The sequence below is a fragment of the Archangium lipolyticum genome, assembly GCF_024623785.1.
In the GTDB taxonomy this organism is placed as follows: domain Bacteria; phylum Myxococcota; class Myxococcia; order Myxococcales; family Myxococcaceae; genus Archangium; species Archangium lipolyticum.
The window spans coordinates 356,948-373,343 of the sequence record NZ_JANKBZ010000008.1; the positions used below are offsets into that span (position 1 = coordinate 356,948).

A 16,396-nucleotide genomic window follows, 5' to 3' on the forward strand; every position below is an offset into this window, starting at 1 on the left:
GACTCCGCCATGATCGATCGGATGAAACACGGCTTGACGCTCCTGTGGCTGGCGGCGCTCGCCCTGGGCTGGCCCGCCTCGGCCGCCGACGATAAGAAGGCCCTGCCCGAGGGGTGGTTCGTCACCGAGAGCTCGCCCCAGCTCTACGAGGCGGGCCTGGACCCCCAGAGCCCATGCGAGGGCAACCGCAGTGCATGGCTGCGCTCGCGCCAGGGGGAGCCCGCCGGCTACGGCACCTTCATGCAGGCCTTCGGCGCGGGGGCCTTCCGGGGCAAGCGGCTGCGCTTCTCCGCGGTGGTGCGCACCGAGGACGTGAAGGGCTGGAGCGGCCTGTGGATGCGGGTGGAGGGGGAGGGCTCGCGGGAGCCGCTCGCCTTCGACAACATGCAGTCGCGCGCGCTGGTGGGCACCACGGCCTGCAAGCGCCACGAGGTGGTGCTGGACGTGCCCCAGGACGCCAGGTCCATCATGGCCGGGCTGCTGCTGAGCGGCACGGGCAAGGCGTGGATCGGCGCCGTGCGCTTCGAGACGGTGGACGACTCGGTGCCCGTCACCAACCTGCTCACGGACAGGGCGCGGCGCGACAAGGACGATCCCACCGGGCGCATCGGAAACGTGTGGTTCAACCGCAAGCAGGTGGAGGCCAGTCAGTACCGCGCCCTGCTGCGGCCGGATGGCTCCTGGAGCGACAACTACTCGAGCACGCTCTCGGTCAGCGGCGACACGGTGCGGGGAACCTGGAGGCAGTTGCCGCTCCGCCTCACCGTCAAGGCGGCGGGCAGCACCACCCTCATCGAGGGCCAGTGGGGCACGGAGCCGGTGCGCATCGAGCTGGGCCCGGACAAGCTCACCCTGAAGCACGGCATCTTCCAGCGGGAGCTGACGCGCGAGGACGAGCGCCCCGAGTACGACCGCAGCTGCATCCGCTACCGGCGCGGCGACGGCCTGTCGCGGAGCGATGAGCTCGACATCTGCGGCGAGGCGCTCGGCAGGAAGCCGCCGCTGGCGCAACTGGTGATCGCCTTCCTGAACAACGGCTTCCGCGCTGTGCCGCCGCCGCACGTGCAGATTCCCACACCCTCCACGCCCCCCCGGAACGCGACAGCACCTGGCGGCCAGCACTGACGGGCCGCGCTCGCCCCTGGCGCCGGTACGCGGGATGTGCTGAGCATCCCGCATATGGAAACGCAAACACGCACCGCGGTGGTGACCGGCGCGAGCGGGCTCGTCGGAGGTTTGCTGCTCGACACGCTGCTCGCGAGTCCCCGGTACCGGGAGGTTCTCTCCCTGGGCCGGCGCCCGCTGCCGGAACAGCACCCGAAGCTCGTCCAGCGCACGGTGGACTTCGCCCGGCTCGCGGAGGAGTCCCTGCCCGCCGCCGACGATGCCTTCTGCTGTCTGGGCACCACCATCAAGAAGGCCGGCAGCCAGGAGGCCTTCCGCGCCGTGGACCATGACGCCGTGCTGGCCTTCGCCCAGGCCACGAAGAAGGCGGGGGCCCGGCGCTTCCTGGTGGTGACGGCGCTCGGCGCCAACCCACGCTCCCGCGTCTTCTACAACCGTGTGAAGGGCGAGGCGGAGGAGGCGCTCGAGGGCGTGGGCTTCGAGTCCCTCGTCATCCTCCAGCCCTCACTGCTGCTCGGAGAGCGCGCCGAGAGCCGTCCGGGCGAGCGGGCGGCCATCATGGCCTCGCGGGTGCTCGCGCCGCTGCTGCGCCCGCTCGCGAGCCGCCCCATCGAGGCGCGCACCGTCGCGCGGGCGATGGTCGCCCTCGCACTCGATGCGCCTCGGGGTGTGCGGGTGGTGCCATCCGGAGAGCTTCAGGAGCTCGGCCGGTAGCGCCGGGCGGGTGTCTCAGAAGGTGAAGTCGCGCTCGAAGATCTCACTGGTGCCCACCCGCACCATCAGGTGGGCGGTGCGACCTCCTCCAGTGCCGAGATCGAACTGGAGACCTTCCGGACCTTGTTGGGGCTTGAGCGAGGGCTTGCCAGGGGCGAGGAACACAGCCGCCGTGACGGTACGCCCCGCGAGGGGTTGAATCAGGAGCCGGGCCCGCTGACGCTCTCTCACGAGCACCACGCGGAACTCACGCCGCTCCTCCAGCACATCACGCTGCTCGGGATGGCGCGCGGCACCTGGCCTGCGCGCTGGCTCCGCCGAGCGGGAAGAGCGCGCGGCGGGGGCGGGCCGCTCCTGCTCCTCCATGGCCTGCTCGATGGCGTCGTCTCCCTCCTCCAACGCCCAGATGGCCTGCGCGCACTCGAGACAGTCCTCCGTATGGCGATCCACCCAGGCCAGCTCGCTCGCGGACATCATCCCCATGTCGAAGCGCCACAACTCCTCTTCGCTCAGGTGGAGCGGTTGACGCTTGGGGGGAGCTTCGACGGACGCGGTGCTCGACAGGTCCGCGCGGCACGCCGCACAACCTTCCAGATGGGGACTCGGCCGTTCGGGTTTGTTGCCCAGGGCGGCCATGAAGTCGTCGCACTCGGCCCGGTCGCTGAACCACCAGGCCCGCGCCCGCTCGGCGGCATCGAGCACATCGCGCTCGGCTCTGCGCTGCGGGTTGAGGGGGATGAACCAACGGGCCTTCGGACGCAGTGCGGTGTCCAGACGTCCCAGGCCCTCGCGAAATGAATTCAACCGCCGTGCTGTCTCTCCCTCGAGCGGGCCATGAAGTGATTCCCACTGGGAGATGGCGCGGAGGGCTGATTCGGCCCTGTCCCGCGCGGTGAGACCTTCCACGGAGGAGGTCCGCCACAGCTCGGCCTCTTCTCCTCCGTCCCCGAGCGCCACCTCGGCGGCCTCCTCCGCGGCGCGGAGCAGCGCGGGTTGCAGCGCCTCGGGCTTCTGCGCCCGGAGCCAGGCGTCGATGTCCTCGCGGGACAGGCCCCGAAGGGCCCGCTCGACACCCTCTCCTCCCAACCGTTCGCCGCGCCGGAGGATGTCTCCAATCAGCACGAGCGAGTCATTCTTGGGAGCGCCACCCCGGACGAGCTGCTCACGCCGGGCCTGATAACGAGAGAGTGTGTCGTTCATCGCGTACCCTCCTCCGGGTACAAAGGGCTCACTCCCTCTCGCCCTCCTTCTGGAGGTCGAGCAGATAGAGCCGCAGGTAGGCCTGTGCACGGCTGACGCGCTTGTACGAGTTGACCACGCTGATGTTGAGGCGTCGGGCGCATTCCTCGTGGTCCTCTACGTCCTGGTGGTGGTACAGGTCCCACGCACCCGCTTCCTTGGGATGCTCTTGCTGGAGACGCTCGAAAGCGCGCCAGTAGACTTCCTGGGCCTCGGTGCGCTCCTCGCGCCGCCGGGACACATCCACCGCGCGGGCCACCTCGGAAGGTGGCTCCTCCATGACGTCATCGGGGTCCGACGAGGCCGGAGCGAGGTCCTCGCGCTGGCGCCGGTAGAAGTCGATGGCCACGTGCTTGACGATGCGCAGGAAGAACGTCTTGGGAGACGCGCTGCGCCCGGGCATCTGCTCGGAGACACCGCGGAACTGGTCGAGGCCGCGGTCGAGGAACTTGCCGACCGCGTCCTGGTAGAGCTCGTCCGCGTCCGCCGGGGAGCCGCGGCCGTAGCTGGCCTGAATCTTGGAGATGACGTAACGGGCCGGACGGGCCCAGCGCTCGCAGAGCGCGCCGAGCGGAGCCCCAACGGCCTCGCCCGCGGCGCGGCGCTGGAGCACCTCAGCGAAAAGTTCGTCATCCGTGAGTTCGTTGAACACCGGAAGGACCTCGGAGCACCGCCAGGAGGCACGAGCCCCCCGCCTGGGCAGGGTGGGGTTCGGTGAAACGGCGGGTCAAGGTAGCACGACGGCATCCGAAGACAGCCTCCCGAAGACACGGCCCCGGATGTCCGACAGCAGGCAGACGGGGGGCGTCCAAAAGACAGGGACGGAACCCGCTCCGGGTTCCTGACACCGATTTTCCGGTCCATTTTCGACCCGTTTTCCCGGTTCCGGGCCCCGCCGGGTGTTTCCGCACAGGGGGACGAGCGGCCTGGACGACCTGAAGGGCCCCATCCGTTGCCGTATTGTCACCCCCTGGAAACTCCATGGGGAAGGAGGACAGGGAATGTGGGGAGCCCACCCGGACGTCGATGCCCCACCTGCTCGGCAGCACGACGCCTGGCCCGAAGAGGTCGCTGATACCTGCCTCCTTCTCATGGGAGAACCCCGTTCGGACCTGGCAGGCGTGAGGGCCATGCTGAGCCCCCTGGGCCAGCCAGTACTCGAAGCCGTCGCCTGGGGCGATCAGCTCGAGGCCCTGCTCGATACGGAGCCCGCCTGTATCCTCGTGGATGCGCGCCAGGGCTGGTCCGTGGGCGTCGAGACGGCCCTGCGCCTGCGCAACGAGGAGAGGACCCGGCACATCCCCCTCCTCCTGCTCGGAACGAGCGCCTGTGACCAGGCGGACGTGCTGCGCGGCTGTGGACTGAGCACGGTGGACTGCCTGCTGGAGCCCATCCACCCGGAGCTCCTGCGCGCCAAGGTGGGGATGTTCATTGAGCTCCAACGGAGGGAGCGCACGCTGCGGGCTGCGCTCGACCGGGCCGAGCGCGCCGAAGCGGTGGCACGCGCGAGCGAACGCGTGCTGGGCACCCTGCTGGGAAATCTGCCCGGCATGGCCTACCGCTGCCACAACACGCCCGGTTCCCCCTTTTCCTACGCCAGCTCGGGCACCCTGGAGCTCACCGGCTACGACCCCGAGGACTTCACCCACCATCTCGCCTGGCAGGAGCTCATCCACCCCGACGACATCCGGAGGGTCCACGAAGGCATCCAGATGGCGCTCGACGCACGGACGCCCTTCACCCTCACCTACCGGATCCGCACGCGCACCGGAGAGGAGCGCTGGGTGTGGGAGCGGGGGGTGGCCATCCAGGAGGGGCCCCAGACCGAGCTTCCCATCCTGGAGGGCTTCATCACCGACATCACCCCGCTGCGCCGCGCCGAGCAGGAGAGGGAGGCGCTGCTGGCCCAGGCAAGGGCGGAACAAAACCGCCTGGAGACCATCATCCAGCAACTGCCGTGCGCGGTGCACATCGCCGAGGCGCCCTCGGGGCGGACATGGGCCTTCAATGCCCGGGCCGAGGAGCTCCTCGGACACCCGATGATCGAGGTGCGGGGCCTCCAGGACTTCGCCCGCTACCGCGCCATCCACGAGGACGGGAGCCGCTACGTGGCGGAGGAGTATCCCATCGCGCGGGTGCTGCTCACCGGGAAGGCCCAGCCGGAAGAGGAGGTGCTCTATGACCGGCCCGACGGCTCCGTGCGGGTCTTCCTCATCAGCGCCGGACCCATCCTGGATGCACGGGGGCAACTGCAGGCGGTGGTGGCGAGCTTCATCGACATCACCCGGCTCAGGCGCGCCGAGCGGCGCCAGGCCTTCCTCGCCTCGGTGAGCGAGACACTGGCCAGCTCGCTCGACTACGAGGCCACGCTCGCCCATGTGGTGCAGCGGGCCGTGCCCGAGCTCGGGGACTGCTGCACGCTGGACATGCTCGAGCCGGATGGCTCCATCCGCCGGCTGGCGGTGGCCCATGTGGACCCGGCCCGGGCGGAGCTCGCCTGGGAGATGGCCCGGCGCTACCCCATCCGCCTCGACGAGAACAGTGGCTCGGGCGCCGTCATCCGCACCGGGAAGACGCAGCTGCTGGCCGACGTCCCCGACCAGGCCTTCGTCCAACATGCGCGCGACGCCCGGCACCTGGAGTTGCTGCGAGGGCTCAAGGCCACCTCCGCGCTGATCGTCCCCCTGCACGCCCGCGGCCGCACGTTCGGAGCGCTCTCCCTCGGCTACGCGAGCCCGGGCCACCACTACGGCCCGGAGGAGCAGCTGCTGGCCGAGGATCTGGCGCGCCGCGCCGCGCTCGCGGTGGACAACGCGCGCCTCTACCGCGAGGCCCAGCTCGCGGTGCAGCTGCGCGACGAGTTCCTCTCTGTGGCCTCGCACGAGCTGAAGACGCCCCTCACGCCCCTGTACCTCAAGCTGTCCGCCCTGTCGCGCGAGCTCCCGCGCTGCTGCGAGGGGGACACCCGCTCCCAGGGCCTCCAGCGCCATGTGGACGTGGCCCGGCGTCAAGTGCACAAGATGTCCACGCTCATCAACTCGCTGCTCGACATCAGCCGCCTCTCGCAGGGGAAGCTGAAGCTGGAGCCGGAGGACACGGACCTGGGCGAGGTGCTGGCCGAGGTGGTGGCCTGGTTCGTGCCCGAGGCGGCCCGGGTGGGCTCGGAGCTGCGGGTGGAGGGAGAAGCGCGGATGCCCGGCCGTTGGGACAGGCTGCGGCTGGAGCAGGTCGTCACGAATCTGCTCTCCAACGCCATCCGCTACGGCGCCGGCCACCCCATCGCCGCCCGGCTGGAGGTGGAGGGGGATCTCGCGCGGCTGGTGGTGAGGGACCAGGGCATCGGCATCGCGCCCGAGGCGCAGGAGCGCATCTTCGGCAAGTTCGAGCGGGCCGTGTCGGACCGTCACTCCGGCGGCCTGGGACTGGGGCTCTACATCACCCGGAGCATCGTGGAGGTCATGGGCGGAAGCATCCGGGTCGAGAGCCGCCTGGGCGAGGGCTCCACCTTCATCGTCGAGCTGCCCCGCTGTCAGGACACCCGGTGACCGCGCGTCCCTGGGCGCGAATCCCATTTTCGGGCAGCTTCTCCACTCGGGTGCCCGCTCTTTTCGAGGAAGCATCACCATGTCCCGCACCATCGTCGTCGGGGACCTCCACGGCTGTTACGACGAGGCCCTGGAGCTGCTCGGCCGGGTGGGAGCCACCGCGAGCGACCGGATCATCTTCACGGGTGACCTGGTCGACCGGGGCCCCAAGCGCCGCGAGTGCGTCGAGCTCGCCATGAAGCACGAGTCCATCCTCGGCAACCACGAGGAGAAGCACTTGCAACAGCGCCGCCGCAAGGACGCCGACCTGCTTCCGGACCACCTGGAGACCCGGCAGGCGCTCGGCCCCGAGCACCTGGAGTACTTCGCCACCCTGCCCCTCTTCATCCGCCTGCCCGAGCACAACGCCGTCGTTGTCCACGCGGGCGTCCTGCCCGGCAAGCCGATCGAGGCGCAGGATCCCTACCATCTGTTGCACGCCCAGTGCGTGAGGCCGCCGGACCGCAAGAGCTTCTGGCCCTCGAAGGCGCCCGCCGACCACCGCTTCTGGACACACCACTGGAAGGGCCCCGAGCGCGTCATCTTCGGACATACCGTGTTCGACCGGCCGCTCGTCACCGAGCACGCGGTGGGCATCGACACCGGGTGTGTCTATGGCCGCTCGCTCACCGCGGTGGTGCTTCCCTCGTGGGAGCTCGTCTCGGTGCCCGCTCGGCGGACGTACCGGGGCGGCAAGGACGTGAGCCTGCTCCCCGTCCACGGCGACGTGAACGTGTTCTCCTGAACCGATTCCAGCGCCGGTGGCCCCCCAGCACACCGCGCGCTATGGTCCCCGCCCTGGAATCTCGATAGGGAATCGGAGTGACAAAGAACACGCGTGCGTGGCGCTGGGGACCCTTGCTGGCCTTGTCCGTGGGGGCGCTCTCGTCCCTCCACTGCATCGAGCTTCCCGCGAAGTCCTTCTCCTGCTCGACCGATGGGGACTGCGAGGGGCTGAAGGGCCCTGGCGGAGAGTCCTACGTCTGCGTGAGCGGGGGCTGGTGCGCCGGACCCGAGCAGTCGCCGGGCGGCGCCTGCCCTCAGATCCCGACCGCCTCCTCCTGCTCCACCTCCAACTGGTGCTGGGACAACCCGCTCTCCGAGGGACGCACGCTGTTCACCGTCCGGGGCCGCTCCGCGACGGACGTCTGGGCCGTGGGCGACAGGGGCATCGCCCTGCATTGGGATGGCAACTGCTGGTCCCGCCAGCCGCCCGGCGGAACCCAGCCGCTGCGTGCCGCCTGGCCCGCCGCGGGGAAGACGTGGTGGTTCGGCGGAAACGGCGGCACCCTGTTCAAGTGGGATGGCTCGACCTGGGCCTCCCAGGCCCTCGCCGAGCAGTTGATCATCCACGACATCGAGGGAGCCTCGGAAACGTCCGCGGTCGCGGTGGGACAGTCCGGCGCCCTCTACACCTTCAATGGCCAGCAGTGGAGCGCCCAGACGTGGAACACCGGCGGCTTCCCTCCGCCCGATCTCCTGGCCGTGTGGCCCGTCTCGAACACCGAGGCCTGGGCGGTGGGCAGGGGCGGCACCCTCGTGCATGGGGTGGAGGGACGCTGGTCCTTCGCCAACAGGCAGGGCTCCGTGGACCTGATGGCCATCGCCCCCGGAGCCAATGCCGGTACGGCCTACGCCGTGGGCCGGGGCACCCTCGCGACCTATGCCAACTCCACGTGGTCGACGTCCGGCTACGCGACGTCCGCCACGCCCCTCAATGGGGTGTGGACCAGCGGTGGCGTCACGCGGATCGTCGGGCCCGCGTCGAACATCCACGTCCTGGGCAGGTCCACCGAGCCGAGCGGCACGCCCCAGGTGCTCAACTCCATCTGGGGCAATGACGAGGCGCTCTGGGCGGTCGGGGCCGCGGGCGCCATCGTGCGACGGGGGACGGCCCAGTGGTCGGAGGTCCCCGGCGGCGTGACGCGCGCCCTCAACGGCTTCTGGGGCACCGACGATCTCAATCTCTGGGCGGCCGGGGACAACGACCTGATCATGCGCCGCGAGAACAACCTCTGGGCGCCCGTGACGCCTCCGGAGCAGGGCGCCTTCAAGGCCATCTGGGGGAGCGGGGACCTGCTGCTGGTGGGGACGGGCGGGGGCAGGCTCCTGGCGTTCAGGAACGGCCAGTGGACGCAGGAGACCGGCGACGTGCTCGCGACCAGCGTGAACGCCCTCTGGGGAACGGGACCGGCATCGGTGTGGGCCGTGGGCGACAACGGGCTCATCTCGCGGCGCAATGCCGATGGCACCTGGACCAGCGAGGGGAGGCTCAGCACCGATCGGCTGAACGCCATCTGGGGCTCCTCCGCCAGCGATGTCTGGGCGGTGGGCAACGGCGGCATCATCTACCACCGGGACTCGACGGGCTGGCTCAGGCAGAAGCTGCCCACGTCGACCGATCTCTTCGGCGTGTGGGGCTCGGGTCCGAACGACGTGTGGGCGGTGGGCAACGGCGGAGCCATCTTCCGCTACGACGGCAAGGCCTGGACGACCACGCCCATCCAGGTGGGGACCCAGAGCTTCCGCGCCATCTCCGGACGGAGCGCGGACAACGTGTGGGCCGTGGGCGACGGTGGCGCCATCGCGTTCTGGAACGGGAAGAGCTGGACGGCCCAGGTGAGCGGCGTCGACGAGAGCCTGCGGGCGGTATGGGTGACCCCGAGCACCACGTGGGTGGGTGGCACCAATGGGACGGTCCTTCGGTTGAAACCGTGACAACAGAGTGCCGGAATTGGCCACCTGGCGAGCAGGGGAGCCCTCATGTTGCCGCCGCCAGGGGGCGGGTTCTCTGATAAGGTCCCCGCCTGTTTCGATGGATCTGCCCCCCTTCATAGCGTGTCCCACTTGTGGACTGCGCGTCGCCCAGGGCACCGAGAAGTGCCCTCATGACGGCACGGTGCTAGGTGACGACTCCGCCTCCGGCAAGACGCGGCTGACGCCGGCCCAACCGAGTCCCGCCGTCGCCATGCCCGCCCAGACCCAGCCGGCCATGGGCGCTGGGGCCTTCAAGGGCGGCCCCGGGTCACAGGTCGGCATCCCGAGCGTCGCCGACCCGCTGCTCGGCACGCAGCTGGGTGAGTACATCATCCAGGAGCAGATCGGCATCGGCGGCATGGGCATCGTCTACCGGGGCGAGCAGCCGTTGATTGGCAAGAAGGTGGCCATCAAGGTCCTGCGGCCCGACGTGGGCGATCAATCCATGTACGTGGAGCGGTTGCTCGTCGAGGCCCGCGCGGTCAACGCCATCCGCCACCGGGGAATCATCGACATCTTCAGCTTCGGCAAGATGCCGGATGGCCGCCAGTACTTCGTCATGGAGTACCTGGAGGGCAGCCCGCTCGACACCTGGCTCGACCTCCGCGGGCCGCTCTCCGTGCACGAGGCGATCCGGCTGTCCGACGAAATCCTGGACGCGCTCACCGCCGCGCACGAGGCCGGCGTCATCCACCGCGACCTCAAGCCCAACAACATCTTCCTGGCGCGGCAGCCCGGCGGCGGCCACTACGTGAAGGTGTTGGACTTCGGACTGGCCAAGCAGCTGTCCAACAGCCCGGGGCTCTCGCAGCAGACGCTGCACGGGTTGATCATCGGCACGCCGGAGTACATGGCGCCGGAGCAGGTGCGCGGCGATCCGGTGAGCCCCAAGACGGACCTCTACGCCTTCGGCATCATCCTCTTCCAACTGCTGACCGGGCAGCGCCCCTTCACGGCCCGGGCGCCCATGGAGTACCTGGTCCACCACCTGGAGCACACGCCGCCCTCGCCGCTCGAGCTGAAGCCGGAGCTGCCCCCCGCGCTCGCGAAGCTCGTGCTGAGACTGCTGGAGAAGGCACCGGCCGCGCGCCCCTCGGCGGAAGAGGTGCGTGCCAGTCTCCAGGAAATCCTGGACGGCCTGCCTATCCCGGAAGGAATGCGCCCCTCGCGCGAGATGCGGAGCATCCTGGTGGCCGGCCCGGAAGTCCGGCCCGTCCTACCGCCACCGCCACTGCCACCGCCACCACGGGAAAAGCCGGAAGTGAGCGCGGCCCCGAGCGGCAAGCCCCAGCGCTTCTCCACCCGGACCCGTCTGGTGGCGGGAGTGGCCGCCGGGTTGCTCCTGCTCACCGCTGGCGTGGCGGTGCTGCTGCGGAGCCCGGATCCGAAGCCCGAGGCCACGCCCCCGGCCAGCTCCGTGACCGAGGCCCCGGCGAAGCCCCCTCCGGCCGCGCCCTCCACCGAGCTCGCCGCCAACCCCGGCCCCACCGTTCCCCCTCCCGTCGTGGAGAACACCCCGCCAGGTCCAACTCCCGTGGAGACCCCTTCCCGCGTGAGCGGCCCGTCCAAGGTGAACACCGAGCGCAAGCCGTACCTGCTCACGCGCATCGCGCGCCTGGAGCGGAGGCTGCGCGCGAGCTCGCTCTCCTCGGATGAGCAGGAGAGCGCGCGCCGCCTGCTGAACAAGGCACGCGTCAGGGCGGAGAGCGCCTCGACCGCCGACGAGCGCAAGCAGGTGCAGCTCAACCTCGACATCTGGGAGCGCCAGTACCTGAGGAACTGACTTCCTCGCCCCCGGGACCGACGTGTGCCACCATGAGGCCGTATGTTTCCCCTGGTGTTGGCGTTGCTCGTCGCGCAGACCCCCGCCCTGGCGGACGAGATCGAGGCGAAAGGGCTGGTGGTGATGGTCTCCCGCTACGAGGGCCTCACGCCCATCGAGGCCGTCACCCTGGCGGATCGGCTCTCGAAGGCCCTGCGGGACGCCAACGTGCCGGTGGCGATGGACGCGCTCGAGGTGACCTCCAGGCTCGGTGAGCAGCGCGCCCCGGAGTCCTGCCAGGGCAAACCCGAGTGCTTCGCGAAGCTGGGACGCGAGCTCGGCGTGGCGGCGGTGGTGGTCATCGACTCGAGCAAGGTCTTCGATGATCTGCCCATGCGCATCACCCTGCAGGACACCCAGGAGGGTCAGACCATCTTCAAACGCAGCTACACCGCGTCCGCCCTTCGTCCCACGGAGCTGGACCTGGCCTTCCAGAGCGCCAGCCAGGAGATCAAGAAGACCCTCACGGGAGAGGACTCCCTGTCATCGGACACCCCCAGGGCGCCGAACCTCTCGCCCTCCGGGACCCAGGCTCCCGGTCTGACCGGACTCGGCCTGAGGCCCACGCCCGTGCACATCACCCGGATAGGGGCCGGGGTCGCCGGGGCGGCGGCCGTCACCTTCCTGGTGCTGGGGTTGTCCCAGGTCGCGCGGCTCCAGAGCGAGCGCTCCCCGGGCGTCTCCTCCTGGACCTACGACCAGGCGAGGGCGATCCGGGACAAGGCCAATACCCGGCTCACGGTCTCGGGCATCTTCGCCGGGGTCTCGGGCGCGCTGCTCGTCACGAGCTTCGTGCTGCCCTCGGAGCCGGCGCCGGAGCCGGCGAAGTAGGTCCAGTCCCCCGGTGTGCGCCCGTCAGTTGCGCAGCCTCGTGTGCTCGGGAGGACTGCGCGGCAGCCGCACACCGAAGGTGGTGCCATCGGACTCGGTGGACCGCACGTCGATGGTGCCGCCGTGCGCCCGGACGATGTGGTCCACGATGAAGAGCCCGAGGCCGATGCTGCGGCCCACGGAGTCCGCCTGGCTCGTTCCCCGCCGCATGGGCTCGAAGAGGTGTGAGAGGACGGTGAGCGGAATGGGAAGCCCCTGGTTGTGGACCTCCAGCACCACGCTCTCGGCGTCCCCGAGCGTCCGCACCAGGACTGGGGTCTCCGGCGGGCTGTACTTCAAGGCGTTGGTGATGAGGTTGGTGAGGATCTGCGCCACCCTGTCCGAGTCCCACTCTCCCTGCCCATCACCGGACGCCTCGAGCCGCACCTCGCGCTCGGGGAAGGACATCCGGGTCTCCTCCACCACGGTCCGGGTGAGGTGGTGCAGCTCCATGGGCATCCGATAGAGGGAGATGCCACCCCCCAGCCGGGCCTTCGTGAAGTCGAGCAGGTCGCGGATCATCCGGCTGGCGCGCTCGGCCGAGGACTGGATGCGCACGAGCGTCTTGAGGGCGCGCTCGGCCATGTCCTCGCGGCGCAGCAGGCTCGCCACTCCCAGGGAGATGGCCGTGATGGGGTTGCGCAGATCGTGGCTGACGATGCCGATGAGCTGCTGCTCGAAGTCGGCGCGCCGCCGCTCCTCGGCCCGGGCGGCCTCCTCGCTCCGCTTCTTCTCGCTGATGTCCCGGTAGAAGACGGCGATGCCCCCGTCGCGCGTGGGGTAGACGCTGACGTCCGTCCAGATGTTCCGGGGCGGGAAGTACTCCTCGAAATGCACCGGCACCCGCTCGCGCATGGCCCGGTTGTACTCGAGCCAATACTTTCTGTTCGGGTCCGCGGCCGCGGGCCAGACGTCCCAGAGCTTGCGATCCAGGCTCTTGGTGCGAGGTACTCCGGAGAGGCGCTCCTGGCTGCTGTTGACGAAGAGGATGCGGAAGTCCTTGTCGAGGACGAACAGCGCATCTCCGTGGTTCAGCACCTCCAGGACGAGCTGGAGCCGCTCCTCCGCGAGCCCGGCCCGCGTGCGCTGCTCGGCGAAGCGCTTGCGGATGTCCTCCTTCTCCACCGCGTTGCGGACCGCGCGGAAGAGGCTCTCGGGCGTCACCTCCGACTTCACCAGGTAGTCGGACACCCCGCTCATGAGCGCCTCGACCGCGATCCGCTCGTTCCCTCGCCCGGTCAGCATCACGACGGGCGGGCGGAGGTACCCCTCCTCGGCCCGCAGCCGGCGGAGGAAGTCCAGTCCGCTGAGGCCTGGCAGCTCGTAGTCGAGGAGGACGCAATCCACCGACTCGCGCGCGCAGAGCTCGAAGGCCTTGTCCACGTCCTCTTCTTCCAGGAAGCGGAAGGTGTACTCCCCGGTCTGCTCCAGGTACGTCCGGAACACGTGCCGATCCTCTGGACTGTCCTCCAGGAGGAGCAACGTCACGACGCGAGCACTCATCTCCGGGTGCCCTCCCCTTCAGGGAGGACGATGTGGTCCAGCCAGAAGTCCTTGAAGAGTCGAATCATTCTCTCGAACCTCGGCAGATCCACCGGCTTGAGGAGGTAACCACTCGCGCCGTGCGCATATGCGCTCTGCACGTCCTTTGGGTTGCCCGAGGTGGAGAACACTAAGACGGGGATGCTCTTGAGGCGTGGGTCATTCTTGACATGCTCGAGCACCTGCCTGCCGTCCAGGCCAGCGAGGTTCAGATCCAGGAGGATGAGACCCGGCCAGGGCGCCTTCTCCGGATCCGCGTAGCGGCCAGTCTGGTGGAGGAACTCGAGCGCCTCCTCGCCCTCCGTGCAGCGATAGAGGGGGTTGGGGATGGACTCGCGCTGGAAGGTCATCTGGAGCATGTCGAAGTCCTCGTCGTTGTCCTCCACCACGAGGATGGGCGAAGCGCGTTTCACGTCCCATCCTCCGTGGCGACGGGCTCCGTCTGCTCACCGCCGAGGGTGAAGAAGAAGGTGGTGCCCACGCCCGGTTGGGACTCCAGCCAGATGCGGCCGTTGTGCCGCTCGATGAGGCGCTTGACGATCGTCAGCCCCGTGCCGGTGCCACCGCCGAACTTGTCGCGTCCGTGCAGCCGCTTGAAGATGCGGAAGACGGTGTCGTGGTACTCGGGCTTGATGCCGATTCCGTTGTCACGCACGTAGTAGGCGGTGGCCCCGTCGGGCGTGCTCGCGGAGCCGATCTCCACCCACCGCTTCTCCTTGTCGTTGTACTTGATGGCGTTGGTGAGGAGGTTGGTGAAGACCTCGGCCATCCGCACCCGATCGCACCGCGCGGGCGGCAGGGGGCTGGGGACGCGGACCTCCACCTGGGCCTCGTCGATGCGCGGCTTCATCAACTCCAGCACCGATGAGAGGACCTCGTTGAGATCCGTCTCCCGGAGGGAGAGCTCGGTGCGGCCCACCTGCGAGTAATGCAGGAGCGAGTTGATGAGGCTCTCCATGCGCTGCGTGAGCCGCACCACCGTGTCCATGCGCTTCTGGTTGGTGGGGTTGAGGCCACCGCCCTCCTCCCGCAGGACCAGGCTGGTGTAGTTGTGGATGCCCCGGAGCGGCTCCTTGAGATCATGTCCGGCGGCATAGGCGAAGGAGTCCAGCTCCACGTTGCTGCGCTCCAGCTCCGTGTTGAGCTTGAGCAGCTCCTCGCTGCGCTGCAGGACGATGTCGATGATGTTCCTGCGCAGCTCCTCCGCCGCCTCCACCTCGTAGTCCTTCCAGGGCAGGGACTTGCCGCGCACCGTCTCCTGCCAGAGGGCGAAGGACTTGCGCGGGTGGAGCCGGAGCTGGTCGTCACGCAGGTCCACCGGCTTGTTCGGGTTGCCGCCCCACTCCACCGTCTGCACCACCTCGGGGCGGAACCACAGGACGTAGTTGTGCCGGCCCCGGGACATGGGAGCGGCGATGAGGCCGGCCGCGACGTCCTTGAAGCCCTCCGCCTCGGGGTAGTCCCGCGAGAGAAACGTGGTGGTGAACACCTCCCGTTGCTCCGGCCGCTCGCCCAGCCAGCGGATGAGGCTCTGGAGCTGCTCGTCCGAGGGAGCGGCGCCGACGATGGTCGTCTTGCCGTTGAAGTAGACGGCCGCGCCACTGGCGCCCGTGAGCTCGAGCAGCTCCGGAGGTGGATGGCAGAGCCCCTCGGCGAAGTCGAGGTTGCGCGTCATGCGCTCCAGCAGCCGGGCCTGGACGGACCTGGTCCGCAGGCGCTGGTCGTAGTCCTCCTGGCCCTCCTTGGTGGAGAGGAACGAGGACATGAACTCGCCGACGAACTCACACGCCGTGCGCACCTCGTAGGGGACGTACTTGGGGCCGGACACGTGCGTGCAGGAGATGAGGCCCCAGAGGCGCCCCTGCTCGAGGAGCGAGATGCTCATCGAGGCGAACGCCCCCATGTTGTGCAGGTACTCGAGGTGGATGGGCGACACGCTGCGCAGCACGCAGAAGGACATGTCGAGCGGTCCGAGCGCCGCCTCCTCTGGCAGCCCGAGCATGCGCGCGGGGACGTAGTCGACGGTCGGGATGATGCGCAGCCAGTTGAGGGTGTAGAGCTCGCGCGCCTGGCGGGGGATGTCCGAGGCGGGGAAGTGCAGGCCCAGGTACGGATCGGCTTTCTCCACCCGGTCCTCGGCGAGCACCTGGCCGTTCCAGTCCGCGTCGAAGCGATAGATGATGACGCGGTCGAAGCCGGTGAGCCGGCGCACCTCCCGCACGGCCTCCTCGCACAGGGCGCGCAGGTCCCTGGCGTCACGCAGGCGTGACATGGAGCCGCGCGCCTGGTGGTAGAAGCCGAAGAAGGGCAGCGCCTCCTGTTCGGTCGCGGGCTCGAGCTCGAGGATGAGCCGGCCCTTGTGCCGGTGCGCGATGCCATTGAAGAAGCGCTCCTGGCCATGGGCCTGGAGGGAGAGCTTGAGCGGGTTGTTGTCCGCGAGCCGCTCCGAGAGGAGGCTCGCGCGGACGCTGTCGGCCTGGGACGTCGGCAGGAGTGCCTCGAGCGCGGTCCCCAGCAGGGCCTGGGCCGGGACGCCGAGCAGCACCTGGGCATTCTCGCTGACCTGGCGGATCGTCAGCGTGGGCTCCTGAAGGACCAGCAGCACCCCATGAGGTTGGATGCCTCCCGGAATGTGGATGGGCTCCTTGTCACAGTTGGTCAGATCCACCGCCTGACCGGGCCCGGCTGCATCCGTCCTCATCAACTCGTCCTCCACACGAGAGCCACATGCCACCCGTCCGGC

The 16,396-nt window shown here is 69.3% G+C and carries 12 protein-coding genes; 7 read left to right on the top strand and 5 right to left on the bottom strand.

The features are described 5' to 3' along the window. Nucleotides 1-9 precede the first annotated feature (9 nt). Both NR810_RS20085 and NR810_RS20090 read left to right on the top strand, forming a co-directional pair. Nucleotides 10-1,125: an AraC family transcriptional regulator gene (locus NR810_RS20085; RefSeq protein ID WP_257454654.1), complete on the top strand. Its 1,116-nt coding sequence runs from the start codon at nucleotides 10-12 to the stop codon at nucleotides 1,123-1,125. Nucleotides 1,126-1,179: 54 nt separating this feature from the next. Then, complete coding sequence (locus NR810_RS20090) at nucleotides 1,180-1,839, top strand: oxidoreductase (RefSeq protein ID WP_257454655.1); 660 nt, start codon at nucleotides 1,180-1,182, stop codon at nucleotides 1,837-1,839. 15 nt (nucleotides 1,840-1,854) lie between these two features. On the opposite strand, the gene NR810_RS20095 is transcribed toward NR810_RS20090, so the two are convergent. Together NR810_RS20095 and NR810_RS20100 are read right to left on the bottom strand one after the other, a co-directional pair. Then, nucleotides 1,855-3,039, bottom strand: a complete 1,185-nt coding sequence (locus tag NR810_RS20095) for a hypothetical protein (protein ID WP_257454656.1) — start codon at nucleotides 3,037-3,039, stop codon at nucleotides 1,855-1,857. 28 nt (nucleotides 3,040-3,067) lie between these two features. Further along, nucleotides 3,068-3,730, bottom strand: coding sequence for an RNA polymerase sigma factor (locus NR810_RS20100; RefSeq protein ID WP_257454657.1), 663 nt, complete (start codon nucleotides 3,728-3,730; stop codon nucleotides 3,068-3,070). A gap of 478 nt (nucleotides 3,731-4,208) precedes the next feature. Between NR810_RS20100 and NR810_RS20105 the strand changes: the two genes are divergently transcribed. The 5 genes from NR810_RS20105 to NR810_RS20125 all read left to right on the top strand — a co-directional run bounded on the left by NR810_RS20105 (nucleotide 4,209) and on the right by NR810_RS20125 (nucleotide 12,072). Then, nucleotides 4,209-6,623, top strand: coding sequence for an ATP-binding protein (locus NR810_RS20105; RefSeq protein WP_257454658.1), 2,415 nt, complete (start codon nucleotides 4,209-4,211; stop codon nucleotides 6,621-6,623). Between the two features lie 79 nt (nucleotides 6,624-6,702). Then, entirely contained in the window at nucleotides 6,703-7,407 is a 705-nt protein-coding gene (locus NR810_RS20110) for a metallophosphoesterase (protein ID WP_257454659.1), read from the top strand. Nucleotides 7,408-7,484: 77 nt separating this feature from the next. Then, on the top strand, nucleotides 7,485-9,380 hold the full coding sequence (locus NR810_RS20115) for a sialidase family protein (protein ID WP_257454660.1): 1,896 nt from the start codon (nucleotides 7,485-7,487) through the stop codon (nucleotides 9,378-9,380). 181 nt (nucleotides 9,381-9,561) lie between these two features. Then, the gene (locus NR810_RS20120; protein WP_257454661.1) at nucleotides 9,562-11,202 is read left to right on the top strand and encodes a serine/threonine-protein kinase; all 1,641 of its coding nucleotides are present in this window, start codon (nucleotides 9,562-9,564) and stop codon (nucleotides 11,200-11,202) included. Nucleotides 11,203-11,244: 42 nt separating this feature from the next. Next, nucleotides 11,245-12,072, top strand: a complete 828-nt coding sequence (locus NR810_RS20125; protein WP_257454662.1) for a hypothetical protein — start codon at nucleotides 11,245-11,247, stop codon at nucleotides 12,070-12,072. A 24-nt stretch (nucleotides 12,073-12,096) separates the two neighbouring features. On the opposite strand, the gene NR810_RS20130 is transcribed toward NR810_RS20125, so the two are convergent. The 3 genes from NR810_RS20130 to NR810_RS20140 are packed head-to-tail and all read right to left on the bottom strand — an operon-like array spanning nucleotide 12,097 to nucleotide 16,354. Further along, nucleotides 12,097-13,614 carry a sensor histidine kinase gene (locus NR810_RS20130; protein WP_257454663.1) on the bottom strand — a complete coding sequence of 506 codons (1,518 nt, stop codon included), beginning with the start codon at nucleotides 13,612-13,614 and terminating at the stop codon, nucleotides 12,097-12,099. Beyond that, on the bottom strand, nucleotides 13,611-14,066 hold the full coding sequence (locus tag NR810_RS20135) for a response regulator (RefSeq protein ID WP_257454664.1): 456 nt from the start codon (nucleotides 14,064-14,066) through the stop codon (nucleotides 13,611-13,613). Before NR810_RS20135 ends, NR810_RS20130 begins: the two co-directional genes overlap by 4 nt. Continuing rightward, nucleotides 14,063-16,354, bottom strand: coding sequence for an ATP-binding protein (locus tag NR810_RS20140; RefSeq protein ID WP_257454665.1), 2,292 nt, complete (start codon nucleotides 16,352-16,354; stop codon nucleotides 14,063-14,065). Before NR810_RS20140 ends, NR810_RS20135 begins: the two co-directional genes overlap by 4 nt. Nucleotides 16,355-16,396 lie beyond the last annotated feature (42 nt).

Excerpts from the sequence above, each read along its gene's own strand:
- NR810_RS20085 (WP_257454654.1), top strand. The coding sequence starts at position 10 with ATGATCGATCGGATGAAACACGGCTTGACGCTCCTGTGGCTGGCGGCG.
- NR810_RS20090 (WP_257454655.1), top strand. The coding sequence starts at position 1,180 with ATGGAAACGCAAACACGCACCGCGGTGGTGACCGGCGCGAGCGGGCTC.
- NR810_RS20095 (WP_257454656.1), bottom strand. The coding sequence starts at position 3,039 with ATGAACGACACACTCTCTCGTTATCAGGCCCGGCGTGAGCAGCTCGTC.
- NR810_RS20105 (WP_257454658.1), top strand. The coding sequence starts at position 4,209 with ATGCTGAGCCCCCTGGGCCAGCCAGTACTCGAAGCCGTCGCCTGGGGC.
- NR810_RS20110 (WP_257454659.1), top strand. The coding sequence starts at position 6,703 with ATGTCCCGCACCATCGTCGTCGGGGACCTCCACGGCTGTTACGACGAG.
- NR810_RS20125 (WP_257454662.1), top strand. The coding sequence starts at position 11,245 with ATGTTTCCCCTGGTGTTGGCGTTGCTCGTCGCGCAGACCCCCGCCCTG.
- NR810_RS20130 (WP_257454663.1), bottom strand. The coding sequence starts at position 13,614 with ATGAGTGCTCGCGTCGTGACGTTGCTCCTCCTGGAGGACAGTCCAGAG.
- NR810_RS20140 (WP_257454665.1), bottom strand. The coding sequence starts at position 16,354 with ATGAGGACGGATGCAGCCGGGCCCGGTCAGGCGGTGGATCTGACCAAC.